The sequence below is a fragment of the Bacillus sp. SRL337 genome, assembly GCF_984799155.1.
Window position 1 is genome coordinate 3,667,354 of record NZ_OZ481793.1, and the last position, 17,743, is coordinate 3,685,096.

General features: G+C 44.0%; 14 protein-coding genes and 1 riboswitch. Of the genes, 5 read left to right on the top strand and 9 right to left on the bottom strand.

Translation table 11 applies throughout. The features are described 5' to 3' along the window. Window positions 1–34: 34 nt before the first annotated feature. From AC4E8A_RS18500 to AC4E8A_RS18515, 4 genes are all read right to left on the bottom strand, one after another. Window positions 35–1,036: an LLM class flavin-dependent oxidoreductase gene (locus tag AC4E8A_RS18500; RefSeq protein ID WP_490195181.1), complete on the bottom strand. Its 1,002-nt coding sequence runs from the start codon at window positions 1,034–1,036 to the stop codon at window positions 35–37. Window positions 1,037–1,162: 126 nt separating this feature from the next. Next, a complete protein-coding gene (locus tag AC4E8A_RS18505; RefSeq protein ID WP_490195183.1) occupies window positions 1,163–3,571 on the bottom strand; it encodes an immune inhibitor A domain-containing protein in 2,409 nt (802 codons plus the stop codon). Between the two features lie 277 nt (window positions 3,572–3,848). Then, a complete protein-coding gene (locus tag AC4E8A_RS18510) occupies window positions 3,849–4,922 on the bottom strand; it encodes a tetraprenyl-beta-curcumene synthase family protein (RefSeq protein WP_490195185.1) in 1,074 nt (357 codons plus the stop codon). A 33-nt stretch (window positions 4,923–4,955) separates the two neighbouring features. After that, window positions 4,956–5,765: an alpha/beta hydrolase gene (locus AC4E8A_RS18515; protein WP_490195186.1), complete on the bottom strand. Its 810-nt coding sequence runs from the start codon at window positions 5,763–5,765 to the stop codon at window positions 4,956–4,958. A gap of 89 nt (window positions 5,766–5,854) precedes the next feature. On the opposite strand from AC4E8A_RS18515, the gene AC4E8A_RS18520 reads away from it, so the two are divergent. After that, entirely contained in the window at window positions 5,855–6,373 is a 519-nt protein-coding gene (locus AC4E8A_RS18520; RefSeq protein ID WP_490195188.1) for a gamma carbonic anhydrase, read from the top strand. A 611-nt stretch (window positions 6,374–6,984) separates the two neighbouring features. Here the strand turns inward: AC4E8A_RS18520 and metK are convergent. Beyond that, a complete protein-coding gene (metK, locus tag AC4E8A_RS18525; RefSeq protein ID WP_490195189.1) occupies window positions 6,985–8,184 on the bottom strand; it encodes a methionine adenosyltransferase in 1,200 nt (399 codons plus the stop codon). A gap of 202 nt (window positions 8,185–8,386) precedes the next feature. Beyond that, a riboswitch (SAM riboswitch) is annotated at window positions 8,387–8,508 on the bottom strand. Between the two features lie 505 nt (window positions 8,509–9,013). Here metK and pckA point away from each other — a divergent pair. Beyond that, a complete protein-coding gene (gene pckA / locus AC4E8A_RS18530; RefSeq protein WP_490195191.1) occupies window positions 9,014–10,603 on the top strand; it encodes a phosphoenolpyruvate carboxykinase (ATP) in 1,590 nt (529 codons plus the stop codon). Window positions 10,604–10,651: 48 nt separating this feature from the next. Here pckA and AC4E8A_RS18535 read toward each other — a convergent pair whose 3' ends face one another. The 3 genes from AC4E8A_RS18535 to AC4E8A_RS18545 form a co-directional block, all read right to left on the bottom strand. Further along, the gene (locus AC4E8A_RS18535) at window positions 10,652–11,797 is read right to left on the bottom strand and encodes an IS4 family transposase (RefSeq protein WP_490195193.1); all 1,146 of its coding nucleotides are present in this window, start codon (window positions 11,795–11,797) and stop codon (window positions 10,652–10,654) included. A 723-nt stretch (window positions 11,798–12,520) separates the two neighbouring features. Further along, entirely contained in the window at window positions 12,521–12,763 is a 243-nt protein-coding gene (locus AC4E8A_RS18540) for a DUF2584 domain-containing protein (protein ID WP_490195195.1), read from the bottom strand. Window positions 12,764–12,776: 13 nt separating this feature from the next. Further along, on the bottom strand, window positions 12,777–13,562 hold the full coding sequence (locus AC4E8A_RS18545) for an alpha/beta hydrolase family protein (RefSeq protein ID WP_490195197.1): 786 nt from the start codon (window positions 13,560–13,562) through the stop codon (window positions 12,777–12,779). A gap of 810 nt (window positions 13,563–14,372) precedes the next feature. Here AC4E8A_RS18545 and AC4E8A_RS18550 point away from each other — a divergent pair. The 3 genes from AC4E8A_RS18550 (at window position 14,373) to AC4E8A_RS18560 (ending at window position 17,019) form a co-directional block, all read left to right on the top strand. Beyond that, on the top strand, window positions 14,373–15,377 hold the full coding sequence (locus tag AC4E8A_RS18550; RefSeq protein WP_490195199.1) for an ABC transporter substrate-binding protein: 1,005 nt from the start codon (window positions 14,373–14,375) through the stop codon (window positions 15,375–15,377). An 81-nt stretch (window positions 15,378–15,458) separates the two neighbouring features. After that, complete coding sequence (locus tag AC4E8A_RS18555; protein ID WP_490195201.1) at window positions 15,459–16,229, top strand: ABC transporter ATP-binding protein; 771 nt, start codon at window positions 15,459–15,461, stop codon at window positions 16,227–16,229. Further along, window positions 16,216–17,019 carry an ABC transporter permease gene (locus tag AC4E8A_RS18560; protein ID WP_490195203.1) on the top strand — a complete coding sequence of 268 codons (804 nt, stop codon included), beginning with the start codon at window positions 16,216–16,218 and terminating at the stop codon, window positions 17,017–17,019. The genes AC4E8A_RS18555 and AC4E8A_RS18560 overlap by 14 nt, the downstream gene beginning before the upstream one ends. A gap of 30 nt (window positions 17,020–17,049) precedes the next feature. Here the strand turns inward: AC4E8A_RS18560 and ytkD are convergent, their stop codons facing one another. Next, window positions 17,050–17,523 carry an RNA deprotection pyrophosphohydrolase gene (gene ytkD, locus AC4E8A_RS18565; protein WP_490195205.1) on the bottom strand — a complete coding sequence of 158 codons (474 nt, stop codon included), beginning with the start codon at window positions 17,521–17,523 and terminating at the stop codon, window positions 17,050–17,052. Window positions 17,524–17,743 lie beyond the last annotated feature (220 nt).

Below are 17,743 nucleotides of genomic sequence, written 5' to 3' on the forward strand. Positions count from 1 at the left end.
TTGGGTCATCCCTTTTTCATATGATTTGAGGGTATTACCATAATTCATCTGCCACCAGCTTAAAAGACCTCAGCTTATCTTCGAAATCATAGGTAATGGTGACAAGCATGATTTCGTCCGTTTCATACTGTTCACTCAGCTCCAACAGCCTTGCCTTCACGTTTTGGGGATTTCCAACCACCATTCGTTTTCGGTTTTCCAAGACCCTTGCTCTTTCAAAAGGACTGTATGGATAAGCTGCTGCCTTTTCAGGACTTGGTGTCCCATTCGCCCTCATCCCCTGTTCCATCATAATCATCGACAGGTCAATACTTGATGCCACCCTCTCAGCTTCTTCAGCTGTTTCAGCACAAATGACGAATACGGCTGCCATATTTTTCGGTTTATTAAGGAACCTGGATGGAATGAAATTTTCACGATAATTCCTGGTATACTGTGGTCCTCCCTCCCCATTAATAAACTGCGCAAATGTATAAGGAAGCCCCTTTTCAGCAGCCAGCATGGCACTGGATGGGCTGGAACCCAGCATCCAGACATCCGGTCTGGTCCTGATAAGCGGAGAAGCTTGCAGGCCTTCAAAAGGATTCGCTTCCGGAAGCTCATCCGTAAGATAGCCAAGCAAGTCATCTATCTGTTCAGGATACTGGTTCACATCCCGGTAATTTCCGTTATTCAACGCAAGGGATGCTCTCGGCATTCCACCAGGGGCTCTCCCGATTCCTAAATCAATACGTCCTGGGTTTAAGCCTTGCAGCACACGAAAGTTTTCTGCCACTTTATAGGCACTGTAATGAGGAAGCATTACACCGCCGGATCCAATCCGGATGTTCTCTGTGTTGGCAGCCAGGTGGGCAATCAGGACTTCCGGTGAAGAGCCCGCAAGCGTATTTGTGTCGTGATGCTCGGAAACCCAGAAGCGCGAAAAGCCCAATTGTTCCACATACCTCGCGAGTTTGACAGTATTCTGCAGAGCTGTTTCCGGACTCATCCCTTCAGCTATCGGGGATTGATCTAATACACTCAATTTCAAAGACACTCCATCAACAACTCCTTCCATTCTTTTACTTGTGCCTATTATTATCAATTTGAAGGCGTTAAATGTCCAACAACATGCCTAAAGGGCGAAAGCCGATATGGCCTCCACCCTTTAATAGTTACTTTTTTATTTTTTGTAAAGCAGGACTTTACCTACAGTTCCATCTTTACTTTGTCCCACGACACGGAAATTCAATCCGTAATTAGGTACGTTACGCCCAGCATCCACCATATCTTTATTGCTGTAGTCTGCACTGTCATTGAACAGCGGGTTGCGTTTTGTATGGTTGTCTTTCATTGTCAAGCCAAGCAGTTCTTTATAATCCAGGAACATCTTTTCTGACTTATCAAGGCTGAAAGCTGCATCATGGATTTGATAACGGGTAGATCCAACCGACCCATCGCTCCAGAAGTTTGTATGCTGATCCGCATCAACAACTCCAAGGAAACCTTCGCCCGGATGTGCCCCAGTCCAGTTATCCCCATAAAGGTTATCCACATACCAGACCACAAGGCCGTCATCATAAGTCATCAGGCTGTCACCGCGGCGGATGTTCGCAAGACCTTCATCCACGCCATTGTGGCTGCGCCATTCCAGTAAATAGTAGTGCTCTGAACGGTTGATGCCGTCATTTTGTTCGAAGCCGTTCAAATTGAACTTGGCATCCCCCTCACCATCATCGAATAGAACTTCCTCCCCATTTACAACAATTGATAAGTCATCTGCATATAGACCAGGGTTCGATACAGCACTATCTGTTACATATTCGATGGCCACTTCCACTTCCTGTCCGGCATATGCAGAAAGATCAAAGGAAGCATCGATCCAGCCGTCAGATGAACCCGTAATACCATTCCCGAGGTTAGCATCATTTGGATTCGTGTTCCTGGTAATATCACTTCCAACTGGCTCTCCGTCCACTGTTACATAAGCATAATCCCAATCTTCTTCAATATCGTACCAAGTCTTAAAATTAAATTTCGCTGTTGTTGCATTTGTCAAATCGACCTTGGCGGAAAGAACGTTATGCAAGTCCTCGCCGCTTCCAGAAAAGTAAGCATCCTCACCGCTAGCAGGTGTAGTGATGACGGTTTCTTTCTGTGGAAGATTTACTTTCACAACATCATTATTTGTACCTTTAGTTGCTGCTTCATCAAGAAGGACTTCCAATCCTTTTCCGTCAACCTCATTAAGGTTCACTTCTGTACCAGACAGCCAGTTACCTTTTGTTCCTTCATTATCTACTACTGCTGAATTTTGCAGCATTTCCTTCGCATAAGGGCTGAAACCAGTCGGTTGAGCACCGCCGATATCACCTGCCCAGCTTCCGCTTGCCATGATGGACCAGTATGCTACAGCTTCTCCAGTACCTGTGTACTGTGTATCATACTCATCGGGGAGACCTAAGTCATGGCCAAATTCATGCGCCATTACCCCAACGGCACCGTCTTCCGGCTCGATTGTGTAGTCATAGGCATACATTGAATCCTGACCCCAATAATCAACCTCAGGTGAAGGAGATCCAGCTATTGGGAAAATACTGCCAAGATCCCAGCGGTGAGACCAAATAGCATCTCCTCCAAGAGATCCTCCGCCTGCTTCTTCACCAACCCCGGAGTGAATCACCATTAGGTGGTCAACAAGTCCATCCGGTTCTAAATAGTTTCCGTCACCATCAAGGTCATAACGATCCCACTGGTCATAATCCCCTAGATTCACACTTGGATCAGCAGCTGCCGCTTCCAAAGCCTCTTTAACAAGTCCACGGGCATTCACATCGCTTCCGTCCGGCTGCGGGTCGTTTGCCCCGTAGGCTGCCGCAGGTTTGCTTGCTGTATACCAGCCTGCTACCTCGCCTTCAACAGAATAGCTTCCGCCCGACTGTTGTTCATAATATTGTTTCATCGATACATACGTTTTGCCATCAGGGCCAGTCCAGCCGCCATGACCGAACAGCATGTCCTGGTAATGGTCACGTGAATAGGCATCTTCCCCATCATAATACATATCCGTCTCATCTGGTGTAATGGTATTATGAGGCTTGTCCGGATAATCAACCAAAAGCACCAAAACCTTATCCGTACGTTTTTCGCCATCGTATTCTTCCTCTTCAACTCCATCTGGAGAATTTTTCTTTGCTTTACCAAGTTTATTTCCTTTTCCATTTGTAAAACTGTTCTTTTTCATTTCTTTTTGCAGCTTCGCTTTACTTTCTGCTGCTTCATCTTCCAATTCTCCACCTGCTTGTTTTGCTGCTGCATCGGCTTTCTCAGCAAGGAATTTCTTTAAAGCCTTCTCAGCCTCTGCTGGAGTGGCATTCTTTGCAATCTTCCCATCCTTTTTCAACATCTCGATTAAACGCTCATCGTTGGCAATTCCTAAATCAATTGGGCTGCTGGTATGCTGATGAACTTCCTTGGATGGCTTTGCCAGAACATTTTCAGGTACGATGCCAGCTGCAGATGCCGAAACCGCAAATGCACCGATACTCATGGCAGCTGTCATCGCTAGAGATAACATTTTACGTGATTTCAAACGTATTTCCTCCCTTATGTAAATGAAATGTGACATTTGATTAACAATTGTAAATATACTTTATTTTTCAGAAAAATACATCTATTCAGATAAAAAAGGAATCTATTTACCTATGATTTTTTTTATAGACTCGTTCTAAAGCTGTTTCGAAACACGAAAGATAGTAAAAAGTGACTATATGTAACTATCAATCCAATATTGAGTTACCAACCCTTTTGTATCCAAAAATCCCCGCAATAAAAAAAGATGACCAACTTTCATTGGTCATCTGATTGCATCAGGAACTCTTTTTCCAGCCCTGCAGCTTTCGATATAACTTACCGTTAAAATAAAAAAACTTCGTCACCCATCCCGACGCATTCAGGAACTCTTTTGAAAAGGAATAGACCTTCTGCTGCTTCCACGCCTTTTCATCGGATAGATATACGCCGATGAGTCCCTTATTAATCAGTCTATGGAAATCAGCATGAGGCAGCTGGCTCGTATTTTCGTCAGCCTTTTCCAAGAAGTGCAGCAATCTCCGCTTCAGTTCATCTTCATTTTCATAATAGGAGCAGAAGTTCAAGTCCCCGCCTTCAATATCTTCCTCTTGATCAATAAAGTAGTCCAATAGGATATGTAAGCCTTGAATATAAGGAAAATATCCGTTACGGATGGAATCGGCCTGGACACTTTCAAAATCTTCCCTCAGTCCATAAGAAACGAGGCAGAAAATGCCCAGAGTAGAGCCGGAGCAGGCCGAAAACTCATACCAGTCCATTTCAGGAAGGGAATCTTTATACTGATAGAACCACCTTTTCAACCTGTCCGTGCGCTCTTCTTTCTTAACATGTTTATGTATTTGCAAATCACAATAATAATCACATAGCTCATGCAGATACGGTCTAATGGCAGCATAACCCGGCACTTCCGATAATACAGTCTGGCAAGTCTGCACAAGCCCTGCCAGGTAACCGCCATCATCCTTATCTGTCCTGTTGCGGTAATACTCTCTCAGCGGCGCCCCGACTGACAGTGCATCTTTCATAGATTCATGAAGGGCAGAAAAATCTGCTGGATCCAGCGATGTACTCCGGTCACAAAGATTATCAAGGTAATCGCTGATCGTCTGGTATGCCACAATGAATTTAATCGCCTTATCTTTCTCCTCTAAGGCAAGCAGCGCTAAAATAGAGCCTCCTTCGCAATGGAAGGTCTTGTGATGGATGCTTGCCAGGGCCTGGGTCCTCAGTTCTTCGTTAGGGATCGAATCAGCTTTTTGCGTCCAATAGGCCAGCTCGCTATGCACAATAGGGAAGACCTTTCGATAAACCTGACTCATCAATGAAAATGGATGAGTGGGAATGGACATATACTTCACCTCACAATAAATTCTAACAAGGAATTAATCCCGAACCACATATCCAAGTGCTTTTAACCTCGTATCTACGAAGTTCTTTGCATATTCGAATACTTCTTCACGTTCAGGTTCATTGAAAATTTCATGATAAAACTTGGGCCATTCTTTATAATGCATTTCAGAAAGTGATAGTTCATTGAACCATTTTTTCACCAGGGTCTTATCTACAATCTTATCATCTCCGCCCTGCATGACCAACAAAGGAACATCGGGCATTTTCTGGATATTGGCGAAAGCCTGCTTAATTGCGTGTTCGAGCTCCCTGTACCAGCGGACTGATACCTTTGTCACATATAACGAATCATTGCTGTCAATTTCCCTTACTTCTTCGTTTCGGGTCGCCTGGTCAATCGACAGTCCTGATGAGAATTTCACATGAGGAGCCACCTTATTTAAAATATGCGAAAAGAGTTCCAGCGTTTTTGGAATTGAATTCACCAGCCCTAAACAAGGAGAAGAAAGGATCAAACCGGCAATATTGATATGAGACTCCTGCATCAATCTGGCTGCAACAAGGCCGCCCATACTGTGTCCAATGACAAACACAGGCAAGTCGAATTGATAGGCCGCCTGAACCCAGTCCTTCACTTCAATGATATACTCATCAAACGAGTCGATATGGCCTCTTTGCGCCCTGGAAGTCATTCCTTGTCCCGGAAGATCTCCCATAATGACGTGATAGCCTGATGTCCGCCACATTTCAATGAGCCACCCATAACGGCCATGATGCTCCATTGCACCATGAATAATGACAATGACCGCCTTCGCTTCCTGTTCAGTTTCCCATTTCCACATGGCTATTCCTCCTTAATGAGTCTTTCAATATTATGATAAACTTAAATTATTAAGAATAATTATAACTGTCTTTGGAAAGGAGAAGCAAAATGATTTATGAATATAATGGTAAAAAACCAAAAATAGCCGACAATGCCTATATTGCGGATTATGTAACAATCACCGGTGATGTCGAGATTGGCGAAGAATCCTCTGTCTGGTTCAACACATCCATACGAGGGGACGTAGCCCCAACCATCATCGGGAATAAAGTCAATATCCAGGATAATTCCGTCCTGCACCAAAGCCCGAATAACCCTTTGATCTTGGAAGACGAAGTCACCGTTGGCCACAGTGTCATCCTGCACAGCTGCAGAATCAGGAGAAAAGCTTTGATAGGTATGGGATCAACCATCCTGGATAATGCCGAAATCGGGGAAGGAGCATTCATCGGCGCGGGCAGCCTCGTCCCTCCCGGTAAAGTGATTCCTCCCAACAGCATGGCTTTCGGCAGGCCTGCAAAAGTGATCAGGGAGCTGAACGACCATGACATCAGTGAGATGAAAAGAATCTCAAGAGAGTATGCAGAGAAAGGCCAGTACTATAAATCATTAAAACCCCTTACGTAATAGATTCTACTGTTTTTTACCCATTATCCCTTCCAGATATTCTTTCTATGGATGGAAAGTAGGAATAGACTGGAAATGGTCCTCTCCTTTTTATTTGGAGGGGGTTTTTAATGGGGGAATTCAAGTTTTGAGATCGTCTTGGTAGGTCCAGATTTGCATAGAATAGTTTTTTGGGGGATATGAATCGTTAATAGGGCATCCGATGTCTGTTTTGGGCTTTTGTAGCTTTTTGAGCACTCTAATTTCCAATCTCGCTCCTTTTTGGTTTTATGAAGCGATCATGAGTCACTCTAATTTCCAATCTTGCTACTTTTTAGTCTTATGAAGCGGTCATGCGACACCCTAACCGGAAGTCACCTTCTTTTTACCCTTATGAACCAGAACATTGGTATGGAAGATGCGTTAACCTTCAATTCACGCACAAATTCTTTTTCTTTTCGGATGCAAATTAAGTAAAAACCTTACCTACAATTAAAGTGTTTTTTGAGGTAGGGGGAAATAAATGATGCCTTTTTTGTATGTAGAACACTGATCCACCTCCCAATTCAGCCCTTTCTTTCAGTACCAAAAAACCCGAAGCAATAGGCTCCGGGTGTAAATGAAATAGGAAATTATGCTTGTGCCTGCTGTTTAAGAATATCAGCTTTGTCAGTACGCTCCCAAGGAAGATCAAGGTCGTTTCTGCCGAAATGGCCGTAAGCAGCTGTCTGTTTGTAAATTGGACGACGAAGGTCAAGCATCTTGATGATTCCTGCAGGACGAAGATCAAAATTGTTACTTACCGCTTCAATCAAAGCATCCTCGGAAACAGTGCCTGTACCGAAAGTATCGATAGAGATAGATACAGGTCGTGCTACACCGATTGCGTAGGCAAGCTGAACTTCACACTTATCCGCAAGGCCGGCAGCTACGATATTTTTCGCAACATAACGTGCAGCATAGGCAGCAGAACGGTCAACTTTCGTTGCATCTTTACCAGAGAATGCACCGCCGCCGTGACGAGCATATCCGCCGTAAGTATCAACGATGATTTTACGGCCGGTAAGACCTGCATCCCCTTGAGGTCCTCCGATTACGAAGCGTCCTGTCGGGTTGATGAAATATTTTGTTCCTTCATCGATGAGTTCTTTCGGTACAACTGGGTCAATGACATATTCTTTAAGGTTTCTTTGGATACGCTCCAGGGAAACCTCTGGATGATGCTGAGTGGAGATGACGATTGTGTCGATGCGGACAGGCTTGTCATTTTCATCGTACTCAACCGTTACTTGAGTTTTTCCGTCTGGACGAAGGTAAGGAAGAACATCGTCTTTTCTCACTTCAGTCAGTTTACGGGAAATTTTATGAGCTAATGAGATTGGAAGAGGCATAAGCTCTTTTGTTTCATTACAAGCAAAACCGAACATCAGGCCTTGGTCACCAGCGCCGATTGCGTCGATTTCTTCATCGCTCATTTGTCCTTCACGTGCTTCAAGGGCCTGGTCAACACCCATCGCGATATCTGCAGACTGCTCATCAATGGAAGTCAGTACTGCGCACGTTTCAGCATCGAAACCATATTTCGCGCGTGTATAGCCAATTCCTCTGATTGTTTCACGGACAATTTTAGGAATATCTACGTAAGTACTTGTTGTAATTTCTCCAGCAACTAAAACCAGACCAGTTGTAACAGACGTTTCACATGCTACACGTGCATTCGGATCATTAGTTAGAATTGCATCTAGGATTGAATCGGAAATTTGGTCACAAATTTTATCTGGATGTCCTTCCGTTACGGACTCAGATGTAAACAGACGACGTTTTTTTGACATCGGTGTTCCTCCCTTTTAGAAAAAAATAATTTTACAGAACAGGTTTCAGGGCTGTTCTCCAATTGCAATCACGGTACTCATTCCCTTAGTAGTATGAAGTAAACATCAGCATTTTATCAAAAGATTCCAGCTGAGATCATTCCAATAAAAAAAACCTTCCCATCTAAATAGAGGAAAGGTTGTGATTAATCCGCGCCTTTCACTCTTATTGATCAAGGGAACACCTTGCATCAGATTAGCACCTTTGCTTTTAGGTATTGCTTTTCCTAAAAGCAGGTTGCTGGGTTTCATTGGGGCTGTCCCTCCACCAGCTCGGAATAAGAGTATCCGTTCAATGGTCAATATTAACTTACATTAGCGAAACGTGTCAACAAAATAATTTAATACCAAATATTCTGGCTAATCATGTAAAAATTCAATTATTCCTTACAGTATGCGGGTTTCACTGCCAAAGTGAGTAAATCGTTAAAAAATGTGAGCTTATCCACTTAAATTCACGCGAAACTTCCTATATAATAGAAGAACCATTTTGAAAACGGTAACATTTATGCATTCTCGTAATAGCATAACTTAATAAAATTATTCCTCTTTCTGAAGAATAGAGGTTCTGTTCCTTGATTTAAAGACTAATCCATTAATGCAGCCATGATCTTTTCAAAAGGACAAATGTAACAATTTTTTTAAAAAAGATTAATTAGTATAGACTAATCGTTTAATTGTGTTATACTATTTTTGAGAAACAAAGGGGTATCTAAATAAGAGCTCTCCTTTTAGTAGGGGATGATTAAGAGGAGAGCGATAAATAAAGTACAAAGGAAGGTTAGTTACTATGACTTCAGTTAGCCTGTCTAATAAACTAAATGAATTACTAAATGGAAAAAATATCAAGGTGCAATTATCCGTGCCTCAATTAGTTGAGAAGGTTTTGAATCGGAACGAAGGAATCCTGACTAACACAGGTGCTGTCCGTGCAGAGACAGGCAAATATACTGGCCGCTCTCCTCAGGATAAATTCACTGTTGAAGAACCATCTACAAAAGATAAAATCGAGTGGGGTCCGGTTAACCAGCCGATTTCCGCAGAAAGCTTTGATAATCTTTATAATAAAGTGATTGAGTACTTACAAGAAAAAGAGGAAATTTTTGAGTTCAAAGGATTTGCAGGAGCAGATCCCAAATACCGCATGCCGATCAGGATCGTGAATGAGTATGCATGGCATAACCTTTTTGCCCATCAGCTTTTTATCCGTCCGTCCGCCGAGGATTTGAAAAGTCATCAAGCTGAGTTCACGGTTATTTCCGCTCCTACTTTTAAAGCGGATCCAGAAGTTGATGGAACAAACTCTGAAACTTTCATTATTGTATCCTTCGAAAAAAGAACGGTGTTAATCGGGGGTACGGAATATGCCGGTGAAATGAAGAAGTCGATTTTCTCTGTCATGAACTTCATGCTTCCTGAAAATGATATCCTTTCCATGCACTGCTCTGCAAATGTTGGACAGGAAGGCGATGTTGCATTATTCTTCGGTCTTTCCGGAACAGGTAAGACCACCCTTTCCGCTGATCCGAACCGCCGGTTGATCGGTGATGACGAGCACGGATGGTCACCAAACGGTGTCTTCAACATCGAAGGCGGATGCTATGCCAAAACAATCGATCTTACTCGTGAAAAAGAACCACAGATTTTTGATGCGATCCGATTCGGTTCTGTCCTTGAAAATGTCATGATGGATGAAAATACGCGCATACCTGATTATGAAGACAGCACATTGACTGAAAACACACGTGCTGCCTATCCGCTTCAGGCCATCGACAATATTGTTGACCCAAGTGTTGCAGGACACCCTAATACGATCATCTTCCTTACTGCGGATGCATTTGGAGTACTTCCTCCAATCAGCAAACTGACAAAGGAACAAGCGATGTACCACTTCTTGAGCGGATATACATCCAAATTGGCAGGTACAGAGAGAGGAATCACATCACCTCAAGCGACATTCTCAACTTGCTTTGGATCTCCTTTCCTTCCGCTTCCTGCAACCGTTTATGCAGAAATGCTTGGAAAGAAAATCGATGAGCATAACGCCCAAGTGTACCTTGTAAACACTGGCTGGACTAGCGGCGAATATGGAGTAGGCAGCAGAATGAAGCTTTCTTACACACGTGCGATGGTTCAAGCAGCGCTGGAAGGTGAACTGGCAAACGTTGAAACAACTGCAGACGACATCTTCGGCCTGCAAATCCCGGTCCATGTACCAGGTGTTCCTGATGAAGTGCTTCAGCCTCGCAAGACATGGTCTGATGAAGATGCTTATAGCGAAAAAGCCAAAGAACTTGCCGGTAAGTTCAAAAATAACTTCAACCAGTTTTCAAATGTCCCTGAAGAAATCAAAACCAAGGGCGGACCGACGAACGCTTAATTAGATAAGCGGCTCTCAGCAGGTCAATATCCCACGGGTGTTGATTAGCTATATTTTTCCAGATGATTGAAACAGACTTCCCCTTCTTCCCAACCGTGATTTGATTGCGCAACTTACCTCTACAGGTAGGGTGCGTGCCAGGTAACGGCGAGTAAATTCAATGAAAGTGTAATCATACAAGATGGCCCACTCTTCTTTTGTATCATTATAAATACTGCGTAATATAAAATAACTGATAAGAGTGCCAAATACTTGGCTATAAACAGCGTTGGGGGAAAATCCAAACAGGTTGGAAAGGTCCAGATTTCCTTTTACCCAACGGAAAAATAACTCGATTTGCCAACGAAGCTTATAGATATAAGCAATGTCTTCTGGAGACATCATCATAAGGTTCGTCGCCACTCTTATTTGGTTCCCCTCGTTGTCCGTGAATGTAACTAGTCTGAAGCGATCCTCTGTCTTTCGGGAACCTTTTCCAATAAAGGCTGTCATGTCTTTTTTAATACGGCCTTCAGTTTCAAGTGATACACTGTGTTCCTTCTCTTCCGAGAGGGAGAAGAACTTAGCCACTCTAATGACAAAGTACTGTTCACGGTCATGTAAACACTGAAAGTCACTTGTTCTTGCATATCCTCTGTCAGCGGTGATGATGGAGAGTGGCTCTGGATCTTCATAGAGTTTGGGTGCCACCATGACATCGTGATGCCGTCCAGTTGTCTGGACTACTTGAGTAGGCTGACCTTCCTCCACATCGTATTTTGTATGAAGACGAATAGCGTGGCGGGTACGGGTGTAACCCGCCCAACACATGTCTGGGTGTTGGAAAGTGATCGTGGTGGAGTCAACGGCAAATAGCTTATAGGGTTTAAATAGGGCGCGACGGACTCTTCGTCCTAAGCGCTTAACGATACGGGAGAATAATTCTTGTAGAATTTGATAAGGAACTCTTTGGGCTTTTTTGGCGAGGGTAGAATGATCAACGGAAGGTAAACTTTCTTCCTTTGGCAATTTGGTCTCGGCATCTCGAAATCCTTCCCATTTTTTCGCAGAAGAAATAACAAAAAAATGTATCAAATCGTGGGCAGATAACTTCCTAGCTTTGTCTTCATAGCCCCATTTCTCACAAAGATTTGCCACTTCTTCATCCGTAATAATGGTTTGAAGGATTTCAGAAAGTTTGTTAAAGTTAGTCAATGAAACCACTCCCTTTTTGTGTTGTTAGCGGTAACAATCATTTTAAAAGAGAGTGGTTTTTTTTGTCTAATGAAACCGTTTATTTTACATATTATGGTTAATCAACACCCGTGGTCAATATCCACCCATAAACCAAAGGCGGGCCCCCTCAACTGGCCCGCCTTTCTTATTGTTAGGAAATTATAAATGCCATGGGTGTGGATAATAATGATTCGTTTCTGTATCCAGCACCTAGCGGACTACAGTCACCTTCCTTGCAAGTCGTCAACATCAACTATTCGTTCGTTGTGTTTTCTTTATCTCAAGCAGAAGCCCTCCAATCTGTACGGAGCTGAACGGCCGCCTTCGCTTTTGTTCTTCCAGCTCCACCACTTAGCCCCTCGGGTCTTTAGCCAACCCGTCAAAAAGGGTAAAGAGCAACCTTTCCGCCGGTTTGTCTTATGCCTGTCGGGGCTGATCAGACGCTTTCGCTTTTGATCTTCCAGCTCCAGCCCCTAGCCCCTCGGGTCTTTAGCCAACCCGTCAAAAAGGGTAAAGAGCAACCTTTCCGCCGGTTCGTCTTATGCCTGTCGGGGCTGATCAGGCGCTTTCGCTTTTGATCTTCCAGCTCCAGCGCCTAGCCCCTCGGGTCATTAGCCAACCCGTCAAAAAGGGTAAAGAGCAACCTTTCCGCCGGTTCGTCTTATGCCTGTCGGGGCTGATCAGGCGCTTTCGCTTTTGATCTTAATTCGTGCTATTCAGTGATTTTAATTGATAGGTAATGACGGTTTCTCCGCTTTCCCATTGCAGTCTTGTAATCTCACCAATACCGTTCGTATCACCATCCTTCGTCCTTTTTACCTCGACAGGGATCTCCATCGGATATAACCTGTATCCTTGTTTCACAAGTTGAAACGTATTGTCCTCTAAACGTTCTTCCCTGCCTTTTGTGACAATCATTGTATTTAATTCCAGACCCATTCCCACTAAATACACTCCCTTAACTATGTTTTTTCATCCAGCTGCACACTGTGACGACTATTTCCCTGTTGATGGCTGGAGGAAAGTAATGTGTATACTCCTCAAAATAATAGGTATCTACCTTTTTGTCCAGCTCTTTTAATCTTTTTTCTAGCCGGTTGGCATGCTCAATGGAAACATTATGATCTCTGGCTCCATGAACAATTAGGACAGGTGCCATTATCTCTTCCAGCCTGTATAACGGCGTCCTCCACTTATATCTCAGCGGATATTTCCCAGGAGTCCCGCCAATCACCCTCTTCATCATCCGGCGAAGGTCTTTCCGTTCTGAATAAGTCAACACCATGTCCGACACACCACCCCAGGTGACAACGGAAGCCGCTTCTTTCTTTTCAATGCCCGTGAGCAGCGCCATCACTCCGCCCCGCGAAAAACCAAAAACATGAACCTTTCCGCCAGATACCCGCGGATGATCTTTCAATAGTTCAAAAGCTGAAAAGGCATCGTGACGGTCGTCACCTGCAAAATCCTCATTCCCTTCCCCGCCTTGGTTGCCGCGGTAAAAGGGAGCGAATACGATGAACCCTTCCGAAGCGAACTGCGCAATACGGGCCGGACGGACCTGGCCGACATTTTTGATTCCCCCTCTTAAATAGAGGAAGCCTGGATAAGTTCGGTCATCTTTCGGCTGGGCCAGCATCCCCTTCACACGGAGGCCGTCTGCATAGTATGTAATTGAATATAATTCCACCAAAGGGTTAGGGGATGGAAAAATCTCCTTCTCAAGGATCGTCCCACTCTTCATATTCTCATCCTTTCTTGATTATAAGGCTGTTGTGTTCCTTGCGAAAAAATCCCAAGAGCTGTATTTTCTCCCCTTTCTCGAAAAGCAAGAAAGAAATAAACTGTTCTGTTGTTTTGAAAGAAAACCTGGTTTGATTATTATGGTAAAAAATCAAATCAAGCGGTCTTCTAATTAAAGATGGTTGTTTTCTTTGATCAGACAAGAGGCTGCAAGTATTGAGCGGATGTTGATGATGTCCTGCAGAATTTTCAGGCAACCCCGTTTGAACAACAGCCGACTAGCGTTTTCCGGTCGCCTCTTTTGAATCCAGCCCCAAGGCCAGACAGAGCGGAAATTATTCAATGCAGATTCTTTTCGTAAACTTTGCTATTTTATATGAATGTCGAAAAACACCGCCATCATTGATCATATATATATGTCCCTTAATTCACTATAAACTTTCACAATTGTTAGTGAAATATTTTCCTTTGGAATGCCCTGAAAGAACCTTAAAATCCTTAAGACGTAATCTTTCATCACAAAATGTCAGCGTCATCCCCTGGATCCATTCATAAAGGTATTTGATGCAAGAAAGTGAAATCAACGTCCTATTGGGGTCTTTGAATGGAGGTGGTTTTTATTACTGCCCCCCAATAGTTCTCTACCCCTTTTATTCCCTCCTTAAAAACGTCTTTGTGATATAGGCTTTCACACATTTTTCGCTTTTACATACCATAAGTAGCAAACAATATATGTCAGTCATCCCGGGCGCACCGACTCATCGCAGCCACTACGCTCGGGTTGTGACAAGGCTAAAGGAGAGGAACCCATTTGAAAAGGCTGCTGAAGATTAGTTTTGCTTTATTTATGATCCTCATTCTCGCAATTGGAGTATGGGGGTGTGCCAATGAGGAACAGAAATTAGAAAAGGTTAAAATTGCAGAAGTTACACGCTCGATTTTCTATGCTCCTCAATATGTCGCAATTGAAAAAGGCTTCTTTAAGGAAGAGGGGCTGGACATTGAGCTGACTACCACTTGGGGCGGGGATAAGACGATGACCACCCTGCTCGCTGATGGAGCGGATGTTGCACTGGTGGGTTCAGAAACAAGCATTTACGTGGATTCTCAAGGTTCGAGTGACCCCGTTATTAATTTTGCCCAATTGACCCAGACAGATGGCACCTTTCTTGTCGCAAGGGAAAAAATGGAGGATTTCGACTGGGAGCAGTTGAAAGGTTCTACTTTCCTCGGCCAGCGAAAAGGCGGAATGCCCCAGATGGTTGGGGAATTTGTCCTGAAGAAGCAGGGTATCAATCCACAACAGGACCTGGATTTGATCCAGAACATTGATTTCGCCAACATCCCTAATGCCTTTGCGTCCGGGACAGGAGATTATGTCCAGCTCTTTGAACCAACTGCATCAATTTTTGAAAAAGAAGGAAAAGGCTATATCATCGCTTCATTTGGTGAACAGTCCGGCCATGTGCCATATACAACCTTCATGGCGAAAGAAAGCTTCATGGAAGAAAATAATGAAACCATTGAGAAATTTACGAGAGCGATTTATAAAGCCCAAAAGTGGGTGGAGGAGCATGATCCTTCTGAAACCGCTGATGTCATCCAGTCCTACTTTGAAGATACTGAACTGGATATCATCGAAACCGTGGTCGACCGATATAGGAGCCAGGGTTCGTTTGCACCGGATCCAATTCTTGATGAAGAGGAATGGAATAACCTGCAGGATATCATGGATGAAGCCGGGGAACTTCCAGGGCGTATCGACCATGAGAAATTGGTCAATACCACTATAGCTAAAGAAGTCATGGATGAATAAAGTATGGTAGAGTACCGGCGGTTAGTCCATATGGGGCTAACCCTCTTTCTCTAATAAGAGTATCCAAAAGGAGGGGGAAAAATGGAGCTACTGGAAATTAAACAAATTCATCATACTTATTTCACACCCACTTCTGCCACTACAGCTTTGGAAGACATCTCACTTTCCATACAGGAGGGGGAATTTGTCTCTTTCCTGGGTCCGAGCGGCTGCGGCAAAACCACTTTGCTCTCCATTGTCGCTGGCTTGTTTGAACCGAGTTCGGGAACAATCAGGATCGATGGTGATTCCATTGAAAAGGGCAGGAACAAAATCGGCTACATGCTTCAGCAGGACTACTTATTTCCCTGGAAGACAATCGAGGAAAACATCCTCCTGGGCCTGAAAACGATGGGCCTCCTGACAGTTGAAAAGAAAAACTGGGTCTTAAACTTACTGGATGAAATTGGGCTGAAGGGCGTTGCCCAACAATTCCCCAGACAGTTATCCGGAGGGATGAGGCAGCGGGCTGCACTTGTCCGTACGCTTGCTGTAGAACCAAAACTGCTCCTGCTTGATGAACCTTTTTCTGCACTTGATTACCAAACCAAACTGAAGCTCGAGGATCTTGTGTTTGAAACTCTGAAGTCATTCCACAAAACGGCACTACTCGTCACCCACGATATAGGAGAAGCCATTGCGATGAGTGACCGGATTGTCCTCCTGTCTGCCAAACCAGGAAGAATCCATAAGGTTTTTGAGGTGCCGAAGAAGCTCAGGGAACTAAAGCCCTTCGACTCCAGAAACCATGAAGCCTATTCAGACTGCTTTCAACTCATATGGAAGGAGTTGGAGTCCCTTGAGTCCACATAGTAACATCAATAAGCAGCATGAACAATTTTTACAAAGCCTAAAAAAGGAAAAGAAGATGGTTCGCTTCTACCAGCTGCTCATATTCCTTTCCTTCTTTACAGTATGGGAAGCAGCCAGCCGGGCCAACTGGATTGATCCCCTTATCTTCAGTTCACCGACTAAGATATGGAACTTGTTCATCGAAAAAATCGGTGACGGATCACTGATTATGCACATTACAATCACGTTGGGAGAAACTGTAGCCGGATTCATACTCGGCACTCTTTTGGGAACATTGCTTGCAGCTTTACTATGGTGGTCCCCATTTCTGTCAAAGGTTCTGGACCCCTATCTGGTCATCTTAAATGCAATGCCGAAAGTGGCACTCGGCCCGATCCTTATTGTTGCACTTGGACCAGGTCTCACATCCATCATCGCAATGGGTGCGATCATATCAGTCATCATTACCACCATAGTTGTCTATACATCCTTCCGGGAGGTTGATCCCAACTATTTAATCGTCATGCAAACCTTCGGGGCAACCAGAGCACAAACATTTAAAGAAGCCATCCTGCCCGCATCTTTTCCAACCATCATATCCACCTTGAAAGTCAATGTTGGATTATCCTGGGTAGGGGTCATTGTCGGGGAGTTCCTGGTATCTGCCAAAGGTCTCGGCTATATGATCATTTATGGTTTTCAAGTATTTAACTTCTCTCTCGTACTGCTTTCGCTGCTGATCATCGCAGTGTTCGCCACTCTTATGTATAAAATTGTCGAAATCCTCGAGAAAAAATTAATACGATCCTAAAAAACGAGGCTCATTAAACAGCCTCGTTTCTTACTGCACGTATCCTTGTTCTTTCAAATAGCTCAATGCTTTTTCAATGACGTCATCCTTCATCACAAAGCTGAAGCTCTCATTTTCCAAAACGGTTTCAAAATCCCCGTTCCAAAGGCGGGGTCCTTCCGTTTCCAGGTAATCATTTTTCCTTTTTAACGTCCCGACTTCCGCAAAAAAGATGGCCTTTGCAAACGGGGGCTGCTGCTTCACCATATATGTGCCGATCCTGGACAAGCTTGATGCTACACCACCGGTCTCTTCAAACAATTCTCGTTTGGCTGCTTCTTCAAGCGTCTCATCTGCTTCAACATTGCCTCCTGGGAATTCAAGGCCGCGGACACTATGGTTTGTCAGAAGCCACTCCCCTTTATGACGGGCGATCACAAATACATGCGTGGGGTCAAGCGGAAAATAAGGGCTGCCCAGCTCCAGATGAACTTCATAGCCGTTAAAATCAATAAATTTCTCCATTTTCTCACCATTTCTCAACTGTTTATTTTAAGAGATATTTCTTGTGGCATTTTTCTGTGTCAATCAACGGCACATTTATACTTAACCAGCATCTCTTCTAACTATGTTTAACGAAGTGAAGAGAATGAGTTGATTGTAACGGAAGTGGAGGATCTCCGGCGGGAGCAGCGGGACTTGTCTAGCTTAAGCAGCCAGCGCCTAGCGGATTTCGCTCTCTCCT

Coding starts and splice junctions, on each gene's coding strand:
- AC4E8A_RS18510 (WP_490195185.1), bottom strand. CDS start 4,922: ATGTCCATTCCCACTCATCCATTTTCATTGATGAGTCAGGTTTATCGA.
- AC4E8A_RS18515 (WP_490195186.1), bottom strand. CDS start 5,765: ATGTGGAAATGGGAAACTGAACAGGAAGCGAAGGCGGTCATTGTCATT.
- AC4E8A_RS18520 (WP_490195188.1), top strand. CDS start 5,855: ATGATTTATGAATATAATGGTAAAAAACCAAAAATAGCCGACAATGCC.
- metK (WP_490195189.1), bottom strand. CDS start 8,184: ATGTCAAAAAAACGTCGTCTGTTTACATCTGAGTCCGTAACGGAAGGA.
- pckA (WP_490195191.1), top strand. CDS start 9,014: ATGACTTCAGTTAGCCTGTCTAATAAACTAAATGAATTACTAAATGGA.
- AC4E8A_RS18545 (WP_490195197.1), bottom strand. CDS start 13,562: ATGAAGAGTGGGACGATCCTTGAGAAGGAGATTTTTCCATCCCCTAAC.
- AC4E8A_RS18555 (WP_490195201.1), top strand. CDS start 15,459: ATGGAGCTACTGGAAATTAAACAAATTCATCATACTTATTTCACACCC.
- ytkD (WP_490195205.1), bottom strand. CDS start 17,523: ATGGAGAAATTTATTGATTTTAACGGCTATGAAGTTCATCTGGAGCTG.